At 68.2% G+C, this 18,566-nt stretch carries 21 protein-coding genes; 14 read left to right on the top strand and 7 right to left on the bottom strand.

The window, feature by feature from the left end:
- The first annotated feature begins 20 nt into the window (after positions 1 to 20).
- The gene (locus tag LTV02_RS16890; protein ID WP_233040905.1) at positions 21 to 674 is read left to right on the top strand and encodes a pentapeptide repeat-containing protein; all 654 of its coding nucleotides are present in this window, start codon (positions 21 to 23) and stop codon (positions 672 to 674) included.
- A gap of 10 nt (positions 675 to 684) precedes the next feature.
- Here LTV02_RS16890 and LTV02_RS16885 read toward each other — a convergent pair whose 3' ends face one another.
- Entirely contained in the window at positions 685 to 1,302 is a 618-nt protein-coding gene (locus LTV02_RS16885; RefSeq protein ID WP_233040904.1) for a TetR/AcrR family transcriptional regulator; helix-turn-helix transcriptional regulator, read from the bottom strand.
- A gap of 122 nt (positions 1,303 to 1,424) precedes the next feature.
- Between LTV02_RS16885 and LTV02_RS16880 the strand changes: the two genes are divergently transcribed.
- The gene (locus LTV02_RS16880) at positions 1,425 to 2,564 is read left to right on the top strand and encodes a lipase family protein (protein ID WP_233040903.1); all 1,140 of its coding nucleotides are present in this window, start codon (positions 1,425 to 1,427) and stop codon (positions 2,562 to 2,564) included.
- A gap of 24 nt (positions 2,565 to 2,588) precedes the next feature.
- Here LTV02_RS16880 and LTV02_RS16875 read toward each other — a convergent pair whose 3' ends face one another.
- On the bottom strand, positions 2,589 to 2,951 hold the full coding sequence (locus LTV02_RS16875; protein ID WP_067713884.1) for a DUF1304 domain-containing protein: 363 nt from the start codon (positions 2,949 to 2,951) through the stop codon (positions 2,589 to 2,591).
- Between the two features lie 109 nt (positions 2,952 to 3,060).
- Complete coding sequence (locus LTV02_RS16870) at positions 3,061 to 4,002, bottom strand: oxygenase MpaB family protein (protein ID WP_233040902.1); 942 nt, start codon at positions 4,000 to 4,002, stop codon at positions 3,061 to 3,063.
- Between the two features lie 152 nt (positions 4,003 to 4,154).
- Here LTV02_RS16870 and LTV02_RS16865 point away from each other — a divergent pair, with 152 nt between their 5' ends.
- Complete coding sequence (locus LTV02_RS16865; protein ID WP_233040901.1) at positions 4,155 to 4,805, top strand: TetR/AcrR family transcriptional regulator; 651 nt, start codon at positions 4,155 to 4,157, stop codon at positions 4,803 to 4,805.
- On the opposite strand, the gene LTV02_RS16860 is transcribed toward LTV02_RS16865, so the two are convergent.
- The gene (locus tag LTV02_RS16860; RefSeq protein WP_233040900.1) at positions 4,802 to 5,905 is read right to left on the bottom strand and encodes a PucR family transcriptional regulator; all 1,104 of its coding nucleotides are present in this window, start codon (positions 5,903 to 5,905) and stop codon (positions 4,802 to 4,804) included. The genes LTV02_RS16865 and LTV02_RS16860 overlap by 4 nt on opposite strands.
- 161 nt (positions 5,906 to 6,066) lie before the next feature.
- Between LTV02_RS16860 and LTV02_RS16855 the strand changes: the two genes are divergently transcribed.
- The 7 genes from LTV02_RS16855 (at position 6,067) to thpD (ending at position 12,843) form a co-directional block, all read left to right on the top strand.
- Positions 6,067 to 8,316: a molybdopterin-dependent oxidoreductase gene (locus tag LTV02_RS16855; RefSeq protein WP_233040899.1), complete on the top strand. Its 2,250-nt coding sequence runs from the start codon at positions 6,067 to 6,069 to the stop codon at positions 8,314 to 8,316.
- Positions 8,313 to 8,819, top strand: coding sequence for a winged helix-turn-helix transcriptional regulator (locus tag LTV02_RS16850; protein ID WP_233040898.1), 507 nt, complete (start codon positions 8,313 to 8,315; stop codon positions 8,817 to 8,819). Before LTV02_RS16855 ends, LTV02_RS16850 begins: the two co-directional genes overlap by 4 nt.
- 103 nt (positions 8,820 to 8,922) lie before the next feature.
- On the top strand, positions 8,923 to 9,648 hold the full coding sequence (locus LTV02_RS16845; protein WP_233040897.1) for a response regulator transcription factor: 726 nt from the start codon (positions 8,923 to 8,925) through the stop codon (positions 9,646 to 9,648).
- A gap of 105 nt (positions 9,649 to 9,753) precedes the next feature.
- The gene (gene ectA, locus LTV02_RS16840; RefSeq protein WP_233040896.1) at positions 9,754 to 10,275 is read left to right on the top strand and encodes a diaminobutyrate acetyltransferase; all 522 of its coding nucleotides are present in this window, start codon (positions 9,754 to 9,756) and stop codon (positions 10,273 to 10,275) included.
- Entirely contained in the window at positions 10,272 to 11,546 is a 1,275-nt protein-coding gene (ectB, locus tag LTV02_RS16835) for a diaminobutyrate--2-oxoglutarate transaminase (RefSeq protein WP_233040895.1), read from the top strand. Before ectA ends, ectB begins: the two co-directional genes overlap by 4 nt.
- A gap of 2 nt (positions 11,547 to 11,548) precedes the next feature.
- Positions 11,549 to 11,941, top strand: coding sequence for an ectoine synthase (locus LTV02_RS16830; RefSeq protein WP_233040894.1), 393 nt, complete (start codon positions 11,549 to 11,551; stop codon positions 11,939 to 11,941).
- Positions 11,942 to 11,958: 17 nt separating this feature from the next.
- Positions 11,959 to 12,843, top strand: coding sequence for an ectoine hydroxylase (thpD, locus tag LTV02_RS16825; RefSeq protein ID WP_408639369.1), 885 nt, complete (start codon positions 11,959 to 11,961; stop codon positions 12,841 to 12,843).
- A 3-nt stretch (positions 12,844 to 12,846) separates the two neighbouring features.
- Here the strand turns inward: thpD and LTV02_RS16820 are convergent, their stop codons facing one another.
- The gene (locus tag LTV02_RS16820; RefSeq protein WP_233040893.1) at positions 12,847 to 13,752 is read right to left on the bottom strand and encodes a cyclopropane mycolic acid synthase family methyltransferase; all 906 of its coding nucleotides are present in this window, start codon (positions 13,750 to 13,752) and stop codon (positions 12,847 to 12,849) included.
- A 188-nt stretch (positions 13,753 to 13,940) separates the two neighbouring features.
- On the opposite strand from LTV02_RS16820, the gene LTV02_RS16815 reads away from it, so the two are divergent.
- Positions 13,941 to 14,990 (top strand): fused (3R)-hydroxyacyl-ACP dehydratase subunits HadA/HadB, encoded by a 1,050-nt coding sequence (locus LTV02_RS16815; protein WP_233040892.1) that lies wholly within the window; start codon positions 13,941 to 13,943, stop codon positions 14,988 to 14,990.
- 69 nt (positions 14,991 to 15,059) lie between these two features.
- On the opposite strand, the gene LTV02_RS16810 is transcribed toward LTV02_RS16815, so the two are convergent.
- Together LTV02_RS16810 and sigK (LTV02_RS16805) are read right to left on the bottom strand one after the other, a co-directional pair.
- Entirely contained in the window at positions 15,060 to 15,794 is a 735-nt protein-coding gene (locus LTV02_RS16810; RefSeq protein WP_233040891.1) for an anti-sigma factor, read from the bottom strand.
- The gene (sigK, locus tag LTV02_RS16805; protein WP_233040890.1) at positions 15,787 to 16,446 is read right to left on the bottom strand and encodes an ECF RNA polymerase sigma factor SigK; all 660 of its coding nucleotides are present in this window, start codon (positions 16,444 to 16,446) and stop codon (positions 15,787 to 15,789) included. Before sigK (LTV02_RS16805) ends, LTV02_RS16810 begins: the two co-directional genes overlap by 8 nt.
- A 427-nt stretch (positions 16,447 to 16,873) precedes the next feature.
- Between sigK (LTV02_RS16805) and LTV02_RS16800 the strand changes: the two genes are divergently transcribed.
- Genes LTV02_RS16800 through LTV02_RS16790 form a run of 3 tightly spaced genes read left to right on the top strand, consistent with a single transcriptional unit; the run spans position 16,874 to position 18,560 of the window.
- Positions 16,874 to 17,533, top strand: coding sequence for a fasciclin domain-containing protein (locus LTV02_RS16800; RefSeq protein ID WP_233040889.1), 660 nt, complete (start codon positions 16,874 to 16,876; stop codon positions 17,531 to 17,533).
- 59 nt (positions 17,534 to 17,592) lie between these two features.
- Positions 17,593 to 18,219 carry an ECF RNA polymerase sigma factor SigK gene (gene sigK / locus LTV02_RS16795; RefSeq protein ID WP_233040888.1) on the top strand — a complete coding sequence of 209 codons (627 nt, stop codon included), beginning with the start codon at positions 17,593 to 17,595 and terminating at the stop codon, positions 18,217 to 18,219.
- Positions 18,216 to 18,560: an RskA family anti-sigma factor gene (locus LTV02_RS16790; RefSeq protein ID WP_233040887.1), complete on the top strand. Its 345-nt coding sequence runs from the start codon at positions 18,216 to 18,218 to the stop codon at positions 18,558 to 18,560. The genes sigK (LTV02_RS16795) and LTV02_RS16790 overlap by 4 nt, the downstream gene beginning before the upstream one ends.
- Positions 18,561 to 18,566: the final 6 nt, after the last annotated feature.

The following is an 18,566-nucleotide window of genomic DNA, read 5'->3' as shown; positions in this document are numbered from 1 at the left end:
CCCGGCTACTGTTGGTCATCATGCGAGCAGCATCGAAACCACGGGAGCTGGGGGATCTTCCGTTCGCACGGCATCTGGAACCGGCGGGGTCGATCGACATCTCGGGCGAGTACGACTGCGCCCATTTCGACGGTCTGACCCTCGAGCAAACCGATGCCGTGGGAACGCATTTCACCGAATGCGCGCTGTCGGGCCTGACGGTCACCGGCGGTTCCTTCCGGCACGCGCGGTTCAATGACGCCTGGGTGCACGGCAGCCAGTGGACCGGTGTGGACCTGTCGGACACCTCCTGGCTGGACACCGAGTTCGTGCTCGACGCGCTGTCGGGGGTCGAGGCGTTCGGCGCGAATCTGCGCCGGGTTCGCTTCCACAACTGCAAGTTCGATTCGGTCAACCTGCGCGGCGCGGTGCTGAACGAGGTGTCCTTCGTGGATTGCGTACTGCGGCACGTGGATATCAGCGAGGCCAAACTGACCTCGGTCACCTTCCCCGGCACCCAGATCGACGCGCTCTCGCTCCGCAAGGCGCAGTTGAAGAAGGTCGACTTCCGGGAGGCGCGCATGCTCGGGGTGTACGCCGGCATCGAATCGCTGGCCGGGGCGACCATCACCCAGACGCAGCTGCTGGAACTGGCGCCGGTCTTCGCCCACACCTTCGGCATCGAGGTCCGCTAGACCCCGCCGTTCAGATGTCGATGCCGTGCTGGAGCGCGGCGACGGTGCCGTCGAGGGTTTCGTAGAGGGCGGTCAGGGAATGGTCCCGGCCGCGCACCCAGGCGTCCAGGCCGACGCCGAAGGCCGCGAAACAGGTTGCGGCGGTGAGGATCGGGCGCAGGTCGTCTTCGGGAAGTCCCGCTCGGCGCGCGAAGGCCCGGGCCAGGCTGTCGCGGCGGCCGACCGCGCCGGTGAAGTTCTCGCGGCGGATCTCCGGGTGGGAGAGCAGGAGTGCGCGGGCGCGGCGGGCGGTATCGGCCTGGGCGGTTCGTTCCGTGGTCGAGGCCGGATCGAGAATGAAATCGCGCAGGGCCGCGCGCACCGCGGGGAACACCGATTCCTCGGCCGGGCGGCGCTCCACGGCGGCGAGCAGGGCCGCCATCACGTCTTCCTCGTGGGCGAACACGACCGCCGCCTTGGACGGGAAATGCCGGTGGAAGGTGCGGCGGGAGACCTGGGCGGCGTCGGCGATCTCCTGCACCGTGGTCTGCTCGAAGCCGCGGCTCTCGAACAGGCGCAGCGCGGCGTCGATCAATTCTCTTCGGACCCTGACCTTTTCGCGTTCCCGCAGGCCGCTCGGCTCGGTCATCGCGTCCCTTCGTAGCTCAGCTCACACCCCTTGCTGTCACAAAGTGACACTTCACAGGATAGTCTGGCCGAAGTGTCTCAATGTGACACCAGCCAATGGGAGCTCGAGAGAAAGGCGTCTCGATGACGCGACGTACCGTGATCACCCTGTGCTCGGCGGCCGCGCTGCTGGCTGCCCCGCTGGCGGCCGGGCCGCTGACGGCGACCGCGACGGCCGCGCCCGCGAGCGCGCCCGGCACCGTGACCGGTAATGAACCGCTATCGGAAGACCTATGGATCGATGGCACGGGTTCGGCCCGCCGCCTCACCTATTGGACCCGAGACTCCGCCGATCAGCCCGCATTGTCGACCGGCGTGGTGTTCACCCCGGCCGGGACCCCGCCGCCCGGCGGCTGGCCGGTGGTCTCCTGGGAGCACGGCACGGTCGGTATCGGCGACGATTGCGCGCCGTCCACGGCGGGACGTTCGCAGCGCGATATGAACTACCTGGCGACCTGGATGAAACAGGGCTACGCGGTGGTGGCCACCGATTACATCGGGCTGGGCACGCCCGGCGTGCACGCCTATCTCGACGGCCGCGCCGAGGCGCACGCCGCCATCGACATGGTGCGCGCGGCCCGCTCGGTCGACGATTCGCTCGCCGCCAAGTGGGTGGCCATCGGGCAGTCGCAGGGCGGCGGCGCGGCGGTCTTCACCGCCTCCCTGGCCACCGGGTATGCCCCGGAGCTCGATTACCGCGGCGCGGTGGCCACCGGCCCGGCCTCCAATATCGTCGACGCGGCCATGTTCGTCGGCCCGAACACCGTGCCCGTCAAGTCTTCTCACCTCACCGCGTACGCGACCTATGTGCTGAACGGCCTGAAGGCCGCGCGCCCCGACTTCGACATGGACAGCTACCTCACCCCGCAGGGCAAGCAGCTCGCCACCGACGCGGAGACGCTGTGCTTCACGCCGCTGGCCGAGCGCGCCGAGGGTGTTTCGCTGAATCAGCTGTTCGCCCGGCCGCTTTCGGACGGTGACTTCGCCGCGATCGCGCACCCGGTCATGGATGTGCCGATGACCGGCTACGACCGGCCGCTGTTCATCGGCCAGGGCACCAACGACACCGATGTGCCCGCGCCGCTGACCGCCAAGCTGGTGGTGGATCTGAACGCGCACGGGGTGCAGCCGGAAGTACACGTCTATCCCGGCAAGGACCACAGCGCGACGGTGTCGGCGTCGCTGCCGGACAGCGTGCCGTTCGTCGCCCGCTTGTTCGCCTGACCGCCGGCCGCGCTCGCCGGATCGCTATCCGGCGAGCAGTACGGCCGCCAGCGTGATCGCGCCCGGCAGGGCCTGGACCAGCAGGATGCGGCGGCTGGCGGTGGCCGCGCCGTACAGGCCGGCGACCACGACGCAGGCGGCGAAGAAGATCTTCGCGGCGTACCCGGTCGGATCGGCGGCGATCAGGCCCCAGATCAGCCCGGCAGCCAGAAAGCCGTTGTAGAGGCCCTGATTCGCGGCCAATGCCTTGGTCTGCTCGGCGAATTCGGGGGTGGTCCCGAAGGCGGCGCGACCGCGCGGCGTGGTCCACAGGAACATTTCCAGGACCAGGATGTAGACGTGCAGGGCGGCCAGCAGGCCGACCAGGATTTCCGACACCACGCGCATGAAGAAACCGCCTCTCAGAGTTCCCGTGCAGCGTATTCGCCTGCCAGGATTCCCGATCGGCGGCGCGGAGTCCGGCAGGCGCGCCCGGAAGACGCGCCCGCCGGATGGTTCAGCTCGCGGCGGGGACGCGGCGGTTGCGGGTGCCGTACAGGGCGCGGCCCTCGGCGGGGGTGCGGGTCTCGAACACCCTGGGCGGTTCGGCCTTCAGGTGCTGCTGCAGGATCTGCCCGGCCATCGGCGCGATGATCGGCGCGGCCAGGATCAGGCCCTTCTTGTCGAAGAGCGTGAACAGCCAGACCAGAATGCGCCCAGCGGGTTTCACCAGCAGATCGACGATTCCCGGCCGATCGAAATGCCCCAGTTTGCGCATCCACTTGGGCAGGGTCGCGATGGACGCGAAGGACAGCAGCCGCGCACCGATCGCGTAGGTCCAGCCCGCGCCGTTGCCCGGCGAGGTGAACAGCATCTGATGGATGCCGTCCTGCGCCCGCTCCGAAGTGCACAGGCGCGCACGCACATTCGCGTAATACTCCCGCACGCCCTCGCGGGTGACCGGCACGTCCTCCGGCTTGCAGGTCTGCAACTCGGCCGCGATCCGGCACTCCTGCCAGAACCGTGCCTCCTCCTCGGCGGTCAGGCCCGGCCCGAACATCTCGTAGGCCTTGAGCACCGAATGCCAGCCGGTGATGTGAATCCACAGCTGCGTCTCGGGGCTGTTGGCGCTGTAGCGCTGCCCGCTGATCGGCTCGATGCCGGTCGCCTTCGCGTGAATGGTCATCAGATGCTCGGCCGCTTCGGTGGCCGTCTTGGTATCGCCGATCGCCACGATCAGGAAGTAGGCGAAGGTCAGATCCAGGCGGCTGCGCGGATCGGAGTAGATCTTGGCGGTATCGGCGACCGCGGCGGTCAGGAAGGGATCGAAGTGCTCGAGCGCCACCGCACGCTGGAACCCGATCACGGCGGTCGGCGCGGTCCACACCTTCCAGCTCGGCGAATCCGGCCCGAAGAACCCCAGGTCCTCGCGGCGGAGAGTGGTCGGATCGAAGGTCACTGAGAGCTCCTTCACGGTTCGATCCCATCGAATACAACGCAACCGTAGCAATTGTTCCCGGTCAATACAACGGTCCCGTAGGATTTGGTCCGACGGCTGCACGACCCCGGCTTCGCCAATGACACAATGACCCCGATGAAGGTGAAACGGCAGTGACAAAAACCGGCGCGACCGACCGCCCCCGCAGGCGCTACGCCCCGCGCCTCCCTCCGGAGGAGCGCCGGGCCCAGCTTCTCGACGCCGCCTACGCCGTCCTCGAGCAGGCCGAACTGCACGAACTCAGCATGGAAGCCGTCGCCCAGGAAGCCGGCGTCGGCAAACCGGTCCTCTACACGGTCTTCAAAACCCGCGCCGATCTCGTCGCCGCCCTGCTGGAACGCGAACGCGAACGCGCGCTCGACGAGGTCGCCGAAACCCTCCCCACCGACCTGCTCGGCGCGGACCCCGTCGTCGCCGCGTCCGCCACCGTCGAAGCCTTCGTCAATGTCGCCCTCGAGAACCCCACCCGCTGGCGCCTGCTCCTCGCCGGCCCCGGCAACGCCCCCGACGAATACCGCGAAGCCATCCGCAGCTCCCGCGCCGGCATCTTCGACCAGGCCGAAGCCCTCGTCCGCATGGGCCTGGCCATCGATTCCCGTTGGGCCGAAGTGGATTCCGGACTGCTGACGAACTCCCTGCTCACCATCGCCGAGATGCTGGGCCGCCTCGCCATCAGCGAACCGGACGCCTACCCGCGTGAACGCATCGAGGGTTTCGTGCAGGCCATCGTCCGGCTGCTGGTCGGCACGCCGAGCCGGGACTAGTTGCGCTCGAACAGTTTTCGCGCCACCCGCGCGCCCATGAGCGTGGAGATCCCGGCCGGGGTCTGCGGGTCGTAGCCGGTCAGTTCGGCGATGCGGGTCAGGCGGTAGGTGACGGTATTGCGGTGGACGCACAGTTCGCGGGCGGCGGCGTTCTGATTGCAGTCCTGGGCGATGAAGACGTCGAGGGTTTCGGCGAGGACGGGTTGCTCGCGCAGCGGGTCGAGGGCCGCGCGCAGGGTGTGGGCGGCGCCGGAGGTGGCGATGGCGTATTCGAAGACCATGTCCTGACGGCGGCAGATGGCGTCGGGGCGGCGTAGTGAACGGCCCGTTTCGGCAAGGACTTTCGCTTCTTCGAAGGCGGCGGGGACCTGGGCGCGGGTGGACGCCGGCGCGATGCCGACCCAGAGCGAGTCGGGGGTTTTGCGGGTGCGGCCGAGCAGGATGGTGGTGAGTTCGCGCAGCGCGGTCGCCTCGTCGGCGTCGCCGTGCAGGGGGAGCAGGGCGGTCCAGCCGCCGCTGTCGCGATGCAGGAAAGCGCCGGACATCTCACCGATGCGGCGGCGCAGGGTGGTGAGGATGCCGGGCTGCGGGTTGTCCAGGCGGATGGCGGCCACCAGGTAGGAATCGGCGAGGGAGAGGGCGGCGTCCTCGGCCCATTCGTAGGGGTCGCGGCCGGTGAGCAGGGCCTCGGCGATCTCGCGGGCGCGTTCGACGCGGTCGTAGCGGATCTGGCGGGCGTCCTCCAGGCACGCCTCGGCGAAGCGGCTCGTCATGAGCGTCACGTATTCGATGAGGCGCAGGGCCACAGTGGATTTCAGCTCGGCCTGCTCGGGCGTGGCGGTGACCGCGACATGGGTCCACAGGAAGGTGGTGCCCGCGCGGTAGTTGGCCAGGGCCTCGGCGAGGGGCATGCCGTCGCGGGTCAGCGACAGCACGCGGTGCACCAGGGGCAGAGATTGATCCTCGGCGGGTTCGATGCCGGTGTCGAGGAAATCGAAGAACAGCTCGATGTTCAGCTGCGCGGCGGGGACGAAATCCGCGTCCAGCATGGACTTCGGCAGCCGATCGTACGGGGGCTCACCCGCTGCGAAATCGGACATCAGCGCAATCGCGCGAGCCTGCCACTCGTGTAGTACCGCGGTCTCCACGTCGAGACCTCCCCTGCTGTCGAGGCAATGTGTTGCCCCACCCTATGTCACGTGTCCCGGACGATTTCACCGAGTGGGTAGCGTTAGTGAACTGACTGTCCTACGCTGTGCGCATGACGGAGTGGAAGCCCACGGCCTGCATCCTGTGCGAGTGCAACTGCGGAATTCAGGTGCTGGTGGGGCCGGATGGCCGGTCCTTCGAGAAGATTCGCGGCGACAAACTGCATCCGGCGTCGGCGGGCTACACCTGCAACAAGGCGCTGCGGCTGGATCACTACCAGAACGGGCGAGTCGGGCGGCTGAGTTCGCCGCTGCGCCGGTGCCCGGACGGCGAATTCGAGGAAATCGACTGGGACACCGCCATCGCGGAGATCACCGCGCGCCTACTGGAGATCAAACTGCGGCACGGCGGGGAGTCGATCTTCTATTACGGCGGCGGCGGGCAGGGCAATCACCTGGGCGGCGCGTACGCCCCGGCGACCATGGCCGCCTTCGGCATGAAATACCGCTCCAGCGCGCTGGCGCAGGAGAAGACCGGTGACTTCTGGGTCGGGGCGCGCATGTTCGGGCATCCGGTGCGCGCCGATGTGGAGCACGCCGAGGTGGCGTTCTTCGTCGGGAAGAATCCCTATCAGTCGCACGGGTTCCCGCGAGCGCGCACGGTGCTGAAGGAGATCGCCAAGGATCCGGAGCGATCGATGATCGTGCTGGATCCGGTGCGCACCGAGACCGCCGAGCTGGCCGACTTCCACCTGCAGCTGCGGCCCGGAACCGACGTGTACCTGCTCACCGCCATGGCCGCGATCCTGGTGCGCGACAACCTGATCGACGCCGAGTGGCTGGCCGAGCACACCACCGGCGCGGACGAGGTGCTGGCCGTACTGCGCGCGGTCCCGATCGAAAAGTACTGCGCCATCGCCGATGTCGAACTCGACCTGGTCACCGCCGCCACCCGCCGCCTGGCGCGGGCCCGCTCGGTGGCGGCGCTGGAAGACCTCGGCGTGCAGATGAACCGCTACTCCACCGTGGTCTCCTACATCGAGAAACTGGTGTGGATGCTGACCGGCAATCTCGGAAAGCCCGGTGCGCAATACGCTTTCACCGGCCTCGCCGCCCTCGGCCACGATCGCGGGCATCCGATGGGGGAGGGGCCCGCGAGCCCGGTGGTGGGCGCGCCCATCATCAGCGGGCTGGTGCCGTGCAATGTGATCACCGAGGAGATCCTCACCGATCACCCCGCCCGCTACCGCGCCATGTTCATCGAATCGGCCAATCCCGTGCATTCCCTGGCGGATTCGGCCCGCATGCGCGAGGCCCTCGAAGCCCTGGAACTGGTGGTGGTCGTGGATGTCGCCATGACCGAGACCGCCCGCCTGGCCGACTACGTGCTGCCCGCGCCCACCCAGTTCGAGAAATACGAAGCCACGTTCTTCAACTTCGACTTCCCGCGCAATATCTTCCACCTGCGCCACCCGGTGCTGCCCGCGCCCGACGGCGTGCTGGCCGAACCGGAGATCCACGCCCGCCTGGTGGAGGCCGCCGGCGTGCTCGGCGAGGACGATTACGCACCCCTGCGCGCCGCGCTGGCTCAGGGGCGGGAAGCCTTCGCCATGGCGTTCCTCGGCATTCTCGCCGATCCCGCCAAGTCGAAACTGGTTCCGGTGCTGCTGTATCGCACGCTCGGCGAGACGCTGCCCGACGGCGCGGCGGCCGCGTCCATGCTGTGGGCGGCGGCCTACAACTGCGTCCGCAAATTCCCGCAGAGCGTCGAACGCGCCGGTTACGGTACCGGTCTGGAAGCGGGCGAGCGCCTGTTCGAAGCCATTCTCACCGGCGCGCACGGCATCGTCATCACCGAGGACGATTACGAGGTGACCTGGAACCGACTGCGCGGCAACAAGGTCCGCCTGGATCTGGCCGACCTCCTGGAGGTCGTGGCCACCCTGCCCGACCTGGAATCCGATTCCGGCGAATGGCCTTTCGTGCTGTCGGCCGGTGAACGGCGCTCGTTCACCGCCAATACCATTGTCCGCGACCCGGAATGGCGTAAGCGCGACGGCGGCGGCACCCTGCGCATGAGCGAATCCGATGCCCAGCGCCTGGGCGTGAGCGCGGGGGACCGGGTGCTGCTCACCACCCGCCGCGGCAGCACCGAGGTCCCGGTCGAACCCACCGACCGCATGCGCCCCGGGCACCTGTCGCTGCCCAACGGATTCGGGCTCGCGGTCGCCGACGACAACGGCAAGCCCGTGCAGACCGGCGTCGCCCCCAACGAGCTGACCGAATTCGACTCCCGTGACGAATGGGTCGGCACCCCCTGGCACAAGTACGTCCCCGCCCGCCTGGATACCGTGACCGCATGAAGCGCACCACCTTCGCCACCTGGCCCTGCACGGTCGCCCGCACCGTGGACCTGATCGGCGACTGGTGGACGCCCCTGATCCTGCGCGAAGCCTTCTACGGCGCGAAGCGGTTCGACGAGTTCGAGCGCATCCTGGGGCTCAGCCGCAATGTGCTCACCCAGCGGCTGACCCGGCTCGTCGAGGAAGGCATGCTCGACCGGGTGCAATACCAGGAGCGCCCGGCCCGGCACGAGTATCTGCTCACCGACAAGGGTCGTGAGTTCTTCCCGGTCATCGCCGCCATGATGCACTGGGGCGACCGCTGGCTGGCCCCCGAATCGGGCGCGCCGGTGGTCCTGCACCACGACACCTGCGATCACGACACGCACGCCGAAGTGGTGTGCGCGCATTGCCGGGAACCGCTCCGGCACGCCGAGGTGTCCGCGCACCTGGGGCCCGGTTTCCCGGATCGTTTGCGGGAAAAGGCCCTGGCCACCGGACGTTTCGGCGAAAGAATCCGGTAACCGTCCCATTTGTGTGGGTTCTCACAAACCGGCCCGCTGCCGGTTTGCTGATAAGGAACACGGGTATTCCTCACCGTCCGCATATGTGTGAGGGGTATGGGATATGGGCGCGAGCCTGATGATCGTGGAAGACGACGACCGGGTCCGCGGAGAGTTACGAGTCGCGATGGAGGCCGAGGGTTACGACGTGGCCGAGGCCGCCGAGGCCGAGGCCGCGCTGGATCACCTGCGGGTGCACGGCGCCCCGGACGTGATGATCGTGGACCTGATGGTCGGCGAGATGGACGTCTTCAGCTGTATTCGCGAAGTGCGCCGGGAGCACGAGGTGCCGATCATCGTGGTGGCCGAACACGGCGACACCCACGATGTGGTGGCGGTGCTCGAGGCGGGCGCGGACGATTTCGTCACCAAGCCGTTCGAGTTCAAGGAGATGAGCGCGCGCATGCGCGCGCTGCGCCGCCGGCCCCGGCTCGGCGCGCTCCCCGAGGATCCGGTGATGGAGCCCCCGATGGAGGTGATCCTCGATGCCGACCACGGTTCGCCGCTGGTGCTGTCCCCCGAAGGCGGGGTGGTGCGCCGCGGCGACGAGGAACTGCACCTGACCATCACCGAGTTCCGGCTGCTGTGTGAATTGGCGGCCAACCCCGGGCGGGTGCTCAGCCGCGCGGTGTTGCTGGAAAAGGCGTGGGACGAAGGTTTCTTCGGTGACGAGCGGATCGTCGACGTCCATGTCCGGCGGTTGCGCACCAAGATCGAGACCGATCCCTCGGATCCGCGCATCGTGGTGACCGTGCGTGGCCTGGGTTATCGGCTGGATATGCGCCGCTGAGTCATCGGATCGTCAAGAGATCGCAATGAGTTCGTACGGTAGACCTCAAAGATCGCTTGACAGTCTGAACTGGTCATGCAGACCACAATCAGCAATATTGACGCAATGGCACCGCAACTTCCGGCCGAAGCGCCCATCCTGCTCCGCGAACCCGTCATCGCCGACGGCGGACGGATCTGGGCCATAGCCAAGGACTCCAAGGTCCTCGACGCCAACTCCAGTTATGCCTACCTGCTCTGGTGCCGCGATTTCGCCGGCACCTCGGTGGTCGCCGAGATCGACGGCGAGCTGGCCGGTTTCATCACCGGCTACCGCAGACCACAAGCGCCGCAAACGCTTTTCGTCTGGCAGGTCGCCGTCGACCACCCGTTCCGCGGGCGCGGCGTCGCCGTGGCCATGCTGGACGGGTTGCTGGAAAGGCAAGCCCGGCAGGGTATTTCCGCCATGGAGACCACGGTGTCACCGGACAACACGGCGTCCATCGCCATGTTCGAATCGGTGGCCCGCCGCCGTGGCGCCCGGATGACGCGCTCGGAATTGTTCGCGCCCGAGGTATTCCCCGACGGGCACGAACCGGAAGACCTGTACCGCATCGCACCCATCACCCCCCAGGAGGAATGGCGATGAACAGCCCCGATATGACGATATTCGCGACCATGGAATCGAACGTGCGCGGTTACTGCCGCTCCTGGCCGACGGTGTTCGACACCGCGTCGGGCGCCTGGCTGCGCGACGAGACCGGCCGCGACTACCTGGACTTCTTCGCGGGCGCGGGTGCGTTGAACTACGGGCACAACAATCCGGTGCTCAAGCGCGCGCTCCTGGAATACCTGTCCGGGGACGGCATCACGCACGGCCTGGACATGTCGACCATCGCCAAGCGGGAACTGCTGGAAACGCTGCGCGTCAATGTGTTCCAGCCGCGCGGGCTCGACTACAAGGTGCAGTTCCCCGGACCGACCGGGGCCAATGCGGTGGAGGCCGCGCTGAAACTGGCGCGCAAGGTCACCGGCCGCACCGAGATCCTCAATTTCACCAATGCCTTTCACGGCATGACGCTGGGCGCGCTGTCGGTGACCGGCAATGCCGCCAAGCGCAAGGGCGCGGGCGTGCCGTTGCAGCACGCCACCTCGATGCCCTACGACGGCTATCTCGACGGCGCGGAGGACGAATCGTTCGTCTGGATGGAACGCGCGCTCGACGACGCCTCCTCCGGCCTGGACCTGCCCGCCGCCGTCATCGTGGAGACGGTGCAGGGCGAGGGCGGGGTGAACCTGGCCGGGGCGCGCTGGCTGCGCAAGCTGGCCGGATTGTGCTCCGCGCGTGAGATTCTGCTCATCGTCGACGATGTGCAGATGGGTTGCGGGCGCACCGGGCCGTTCTTCTCTTTCGAGTACGCCGGCATCACCCCGGACATCGTCACGCTGTCGAAGTCCATCGGCGGTTACGGCCTGCCCATGGCGCTGGTGCTGTTCCGTCCCGAACTGGATCAGTGGGCGCCGGGCGAGCACAACGGCACCTTCCGGGGCAACAACCCGGCCTTCGTCACGGCGACCACCGCGCTACGGCACTACTGGTCCGACGACGCCCTCGAGGTCGCCACGCTGGCCAAGGGCGATCGGGTGGAACGGGCGCTGACCGGCCTGGTCTCGGGCTTCGACGGGGTTTCGGCGCGCGGTCGCGGCATGGTGCACGGCATCGTGTTCGACGACGCCTCCCAGGCCAGCAAGGTGTGCGAGGCGGCCTTCGATCGCGGCCTGCTGGTGGAGACCTCCGGTCCCGAGGACGAGGTGGTGAAACTGCTGCCGCCGTTGACCATTACCGAATCGGAGCTGGATCACGGACTGGAGTTGCTGTCCGCGTCCATGGACGCGGTGTGCGGCGGGCGGGGGATCTGACCATGATCGTGCGCACCACCGCGGAGATCACCAGCACCGAACGTGACGTGGCGGGCCCGGGCTGGCGCAGCAAGCGCATCGTGCTGGCCGGGGACGGGGTCGGGTTCTCCTTCCACGAGACCACCATCGAGGAATCCACCGTCCACGAATTCCACTATCAGCATCACATCGAGGCGGTCTGGCTGACCGAGGGTGAGGGCACGCTGGTCGATCTCGAGCGCGGCGTCACCTACGAACTCGGCCCCGGCTCGATGTACCTGCTGGACGGCAACGAACGGCATCGTCTGTTCGCCCGCACCCGCATGCGCATGCTGTGCGTGTTCAATCCGCCGGTCTCGGGACAGGAGGTCCATGACGAGAACGGCGTCTACCCCCTCGCCGTCGCCGCCGACTGAGCGTGTCAGGAGCTCGAATGACGTTGTCCGACAATATCCGTATCGATCGCTACCGCACCCGCACCATGGTCGGCACGCCGCATCTCGACCGCGACGATCCGACGGTGTGGGGGACCATCGGCACCCCGGCGCTGGCGAACTTCGACAATGACGGGTACGCCGTCCTCGACGGGCTGCTCGATCCCCTCGAGGTCGCCGATTTCGCGGCCGAGATCGACCGGCTGACCAGTGATCCCGAGCTGCGGCTGGACGATCGCGTGATCATCGAGAAGGCGTCCAACCAGGTGCGTTCGGTGTTCGAGGTGCACCGGATCAGCGCCATGGTCGCGGATCTGGTGCGAGAGAGCCGGATCGCGGGATTGGCGCGGCAGGTGCTCGGCTCGGAGGTGTACCTGCACCAGACCCGTGTCAACTACATGCCCGGCTTTCGCGGCGCCGGCTTCTATTGGCATTCCGATTTCGAGACCTGGCACGCCGAGGACGGGATGCCGGCCCCGCGCGCGGTCAGCCTGTCGATCGCGCTGACCGACAACTACCCGTACAACGGCAGTCTGATGGTCATGCCCGGCTCGCACCGCACCTTCGTCCCCTGTCAGGGCGAAACCCCGGACGATCATTTCCGGGATTCGTTGCGCGAGCAGGAAATCGGCGTGCCCACCGAGGCCGATATCGCCGAACTGGCGGGCAAGTACGGCATCGCCCAGTTCACCGGTCGCGCCGGATCGGCCCTGCTGTTCGATTCGAACATCATGCACGGCTCCGCCGGCAATATCACCCCGTTCCCGCGCTCGAACATCTTCCTGGTGTTCAACAGCGTCGAGAACACCCTGCTCGACCCGTATTCCGCGCCCTATCCGCGACCGGAATACATTGCGAGCCGCGACTTCACGCCGCTGCTCTAGTTCTCACGCCCACTGGATATCCAGGCGCGGGGCCTTCGAACAGGTGAACTGCATGACGTCGATATGGCCGATGCGGAAATGGTCGGCGCAACCGATGAGATAGCGCATGTAGGTGTCATAGGTTGCGGCGCCGGCGATTTCGATCGCCTCGGCGCGATGCGCGCGCAAGTTCTCGGCCCAGCAGTCGAGGGTCTTGGCGTAGTGCAGCTGGAGCGGGTGGATCCGGGTGACGGTGAAGCCCGCTTCGCGCGCGTACTCGCGTACGCCCGGCGGAGCCGCGCTCATGGGCAGCGGCAGCTGACCGCCCGGGAAGATCTCCTCGCGAATGAACCGCATGAACGCGATGTCTTCCCGGGTGAGCGGAATCTCGTTGGCGCGCAGGTAATCCAGGCCGTACATGACGATGGTGTGCAGCAGCATCATGCCGTCGGAGGGCAGCGCGGTGTACGCGAAATCGAAGAAGTCCGCGTAGCGCTCCTGCCGGAAGTGCTCGAACGCGCCGATGCTCACGATGCGATCGACGTGCCCGTCGAATTCTTCCCAGCCCTGTAACCGGACCTCGGCGTGCCGGGCGTGGTTCTCGCGCCGCGCGAGCTGTGCGCTGACGTAATCGTGTTGATTGCGGCTGAGCGTGAGACCGATGACGTTCACGTCGTAGGCGTCCAGGGCCCGCAGCATCGTCGCACCCCAGCCGCAGCCGACGTCCAGCAGCGTCATTCCGGGCTCCAGCTCGCATTTGCCCAGTGCCAGATCGATTTTCGCGCGCTGCGCGTCCTCCAGGGTGTATTGGGGATGCTTCCAATACGCGCAGCTGTAGGTGCGGCTCGGATCCAGGAAGAGTGCGAAGAAATCGTCGGACAGGTCGTAATGCGTTTGCACGTCCGAATAGAACGGGGTGTGGCGGCTCATGAATGCGACCTCCGGGGCGTCGGTGCCGGATCGGCTGTTCTCCGTTGGTCGTCACGAGTTCGTTCCAGGACTGCCCGCCATCGTGTGACATGGGTCACCCTCGCCGAATCCGGCGCTGAACCAGTCGATCCGGCAAACCGTCACGACTAGTTGGTATCCCGATTCGTACACGCGAAGGAGACCCACCGGTGAATGTCGGCACGGCAGTGGAACCCAGCACGACGGACGCGATCGCGGATACCGGTCTCGGCGCCCTACGCGAACTCGTCGGCGTCACCTTCCGCCTGCGCGACCACTACGAGGTGGGCCGCGAGAAGGTCCGCGAATTCGCCCGCGCCACCCGCAACGAGCATCCCGTGCACCTGGACGAATCGGCCGCCGCCGCACACGGATACCCGGGCCTGCTGGCCCCGCCCACCTTCGTGGCCCTGCTCGGCGGCGCCGCCCAGGCGGCCCTGGCCGTCCGGCTCGGCGACTGCGACCTCACCAGCGCGGTGCAAACCGGCCAGGTACTCGACTACCACCGCCCCGTCGTCGTCGGCGACCGCCTGACCAGCAACATCTCCGTGCACTCGGTCCGCGCGGCGTTCGGCGGCCTGCTACTGGACGTCAGCAACAAGGTCACCGACCGGCACGGCGAACCCCTGATCACCGCCCACACCAGCTTCATCGCCCGCCCCGGCGCCGGACCCGACCTGAGCGAACTGGAAACCACCGTCCTACGGCACGGCGTCCTGACCGACCCGCCCCCGCTCGCCGACCGCATGCCCCCCGCCCGCACGAATCCCGCCGCACCCGAGCACCATCGGCCCCGCGGCCGCAAACGTACCGAAGTGCGGCCCGGCGATCCGCTGCCGCCCCGCGAATACCACCTCACCCTCGGCGACCTGGTCCATTACGCGGGCCTGTCCGGCGACCCCAACCCCATCCACTGGCACGAACCCGCGACCGCGCTGGTGGGCCTGGGCCCCGGCGTGATCGCCCACGGCATGCTGGTCATGAGCCTCGGCGCCGGCTACCTCTCCGGCTGGCTGGGCGACCCGGCCGCCCTCCGCCAGTACAGCGTCCGGCTGTCGAGCCCGGTCGAAATCCAGCCGGGGACAGCCGCTTCGGTGGAATTCAACGGCCGCGTCGTCGCCGCCCACCACGACAGCGGCACCGCCACCATCTCCCTCACCGCGGCCCAGCACGGCCGCCGCATCTTCGGCCGCGCCACCGCCCTGGTCCGCCTCGCCTGAACTCCTGCCGCGGCCGGGGCGCATGCCGCTGTGCGGAACCGCGTGGCCGCCACCCTGCGGCCACCGCGGTCAGGCCAGCGTGACCGCCGCGATCGGGGTGGTGGTGGGTTGCGCGGAGCCGCCGTCGGGTTCTACGGACAGGGCGAGGGTGCGGGCCGAATCCAGGGGGACCAGCAGTGGGGTGCGGGCGGTGGGCAGGGCGGGGAGTACACCGGCCGAACGGGGCTGTCCGCCTTCGGGTATCAGCCACAGCTGGTAGGTCTGTCCCTGGGGTGCGGTCGGGACCGCGTCGAAAGTTACTACGGCGGCGTCCAATTCGGGGGAGAAGACCAGCGAGGCGGTGCCGCCGCCCGTCACGGGTGTTGCCGCGGAGCGGGCATCGCCGTGGGTGAGGACCTGCTGGGCGGTGATGGTGGTCGAATCCGGTTGCCGCGCAGCGTTGATCACTGCCACTCCGGCCAAGGCCAGTATCGCGACTAGGGCGGCGGCGGCCAAACCGAGCGCTCGGGGTGGGATCCGGCGAAGGGGAGTGACGGGGGCCGGGGCGGTGGTGCCCAGTTGGCGGTCCAGGGCGTGCTGGATGCGGCTCTCCAAGTCCGGTGGCGCGTCGTGGGCGTCGAGCACGGTCAGGTCGGCCAGGGTGTCGCGGATGTCGCGGACGGTGCGGCGGAACGAATCCGCCTGGGCGGGTTCGGCTCGGTCCAGGAGGGATTCGAGGTGGGCGCGGTCGGAGGCGGTGAGGGCGTCGAGGGCGTAGGGGTACGCGTGCTCGAGCAGGTCGGAGTCGGCGGGCAGTTCAGACATCGGTCACCGATCCTGTCAAGCAGTTCTGTAAGCGTTTGAGGCCGTCGCGGATTCTGGTTTTGACGGTGTTGAGGGGAATGCCCAGGTGTGCGGCGACTTCGGCGTAGGTGCGGCCGCCGTAGTAGGCCAGGGCCAGGGTTTCGCGCTGGGTGGCGGTCAGGACTTCGAGGCAGTCGACGACGGCGCGTTCGTCGGAGCGCTGGCCGACGGTTTCGGCGACGATATCGTGATCGCGGCCCAGATGCCGGTGCCCGTAGGCGAGATCGCGGCTGGTCGCCGACGCTTCGACGCGCACCCGGTCCACCGAGCGGCGATGGGTGAGCATCATGAGCCAGCCCATCGGCCCGGCCAGTGCCGCGTCGTAGCTGCCGGCCGCGTTCCACACGTGGATGTAGACCTCTTGGGTGATCTCCTCCGCCGACGCCGGGCGGCGCAGCACCCGCAGCGCCAGCCCGAACACCCGATGGTGGGTGGCGCGATAGAACTCGGTGAAGGCATCGCGGTCACCCTCGGCGATCGCGGCCAGCAGCCGGATCAGCCGCCGGGCGTCCTCCGGATCCACCCGGGGCCGGGTCGCCGGACAGGACGGGCCGGTCGTCTCGTCCGCGGGCGCGTCGAGGCCGACCGGAAACCCGCGTTGTTCGTCCGCCATGGTGGTGTGTCTCCGTGGGTAGGGGTTGCTCGGCGATGGCCCGGAGCGCGCGGCTGCTCCGGAGGCTAGCGGCGGATGCGGGTTCATGGGCGCCGATTCCCCGGTCCGGCCCCCCGGCGTGCTGAGCGCATACCTCGATTTCGATACGCCACCCGTCAGGGTTTGGCCCCGGCGCCGGATTCTTTTCCGGCCGTCCGCCCGCTTCGGAAACTTCCGGATTCGGCCAAACCCCCGCCCCGGGCAGCGCGAAACCCATTCAGCGCTCATCGGATACGTACCCGAGCGCACGGGCAGATTTCCTGCTGCCCGCCGCGCACCGGCGGTCGTTCATCCCCGACCCGACGGCCACCGGTGCGCGGCCCCTTCCCCGATGCCCGAAACGCCCGCTCGTGCGACCGGGCACGCCCTCGTCAAGGAGACATACGACATGAATTCGACGCAGCGCACCGTCCGGACCTCGGCGTCCCGCGCGCTCGCGGCCGCACTCGCGGTGACCGCGGCCGTGCTCGGCCTGACCGCGTGCTCGGACGACAAATCCGGCACCGACGTCACCACCACGGTGAGCACCGGCGCGACCACCAAGGCCGAGGCCGCCGCGAACCTGGTCGGCCCCGGCTGCAAGAGCTACGCCGAGCAGGTGCCCACCGGTGCGGGTTCGGTGGCCGGTATGGCACAGGATCCGGTCGCGGTGGCGGCCTCCAACAATCCGCTGCTGAAGACACTGGTGTCGGCGGTCTCCGGGCAATTGAACCCGCAGGTGAATCTGGTCGACACCCTGAACGGCGGGCAGTTCACCGTGTTCGCGCCGGTCGATTCGGCCTTCGCGAAGATCCCGGCCGCCACCATCGACGGCCTGAAGACCGATTCCGCGACGCTCACCAAGATCCTCACCTATCACGTGGTGCCCGGCCGCATCGCACCCGACAAGATCGCCGGTACCCACCAGACCGTCGAAGGCGCGGACGTGAAGGTGACCCGAACCGGCGACGACATCAAGGTCGCCGACGCCGCGGTGATCTGCGGCGGCGTCCAGACCGCCAATGCCACCGTCTACCTGATCGACACCGTGCTGATGCCGCCCGCCTGATCCGCCCGCACCCGGACCTCATGGATTCCCATACCCCGCAACAGTTCAGGAGCCGCGAGATGGTCGTCGATGCCCTGCCCCGCGTGGTCGCCGAATCATCTTGTCCCACCGGGAATCCCGACGGTCCGGAGCTGACCGCCCGGCTCACCGCCCTGGTGGCGGCGGTGGGCGCGGGCGACCGTGACGCCTTCACCGAGCTGTATCGCCTCACCAGCAACCGGGTCTACGGCCTGGCCCTGCGCATGCTGCGCAATCGCGGCACCGCCGAGGAGATCACCCAGGAGGTGTATCTCCAGGCCTGGACGCTGGCCGCCCGCTACGACGCGCACCTGTCCGGTCCGGTGGGCTGGCTGCTCATGCTGACCCATCGCCGTGCCGTCGACCGCATCCGCTCCGAACGCGCCGCCGCCAACCGCGAATTCACTTATAGCCGCACCCATTCCGTTCGCGACCACGACACGGTCCTGGAATCGGTGCAACAGCGACTGGACGAAGACGCCGTCCGGCACTGCCTGGACCGCCTCACCCGCCTGCAACGCGACGCCGTCGTGCTCGCCTATTACGGCGGCCACACCTACGCCGAGATCGCCGATCAGCTCGGCACCCCGGTCTCGACCGTCAAAACCCGTATCCGAGACGGCCTCCGGCGCTTGGCCGTCTGCCTCAACGGAAGCGAACTACGATGACCGCCGCCGGACATCCCGAACCGGACCTGGTAGAACTCGCGTTTCCGTACGCCCTCGACGCCCTCACCCCCGCCGAACGCGCCGCCGTCCGGCAGCGCCGCAACCACGCCGACCGCTGCACGGCAGCGGAGTTCGACGCCACCGTCGCCGCGCTGCTCGACACGCTCGCCGAAATCGCTGTGGCGGAACGTGTTTCGCCGCCGCCCGGGCTGGAGGACCGGATCCAGCACGCCATCGACCGAATGCTCGGCGCGGCACTGGATCGGGGTGCGAGCAGTGCCCGAGAGCCGACCCGCTGGCGCGTGCGCCGCTGCATCGCCTGGCGCCGCAGGCCGCACTGAACCGCG

This window comes from Nocardia yamanashiensis (assembly GCF_021183565.1).
Lineage (GTDB): Bacteria > Actinomycetota > Actinomycetes > Mycobacteriales > Mycobacteriaceae > Nocardia > Nocardia yamanashiensis.
Note: the sequence above shows the minus strand (reverse complement) of the source record. Positions and strands in the feature narration are given on the sequence as shown.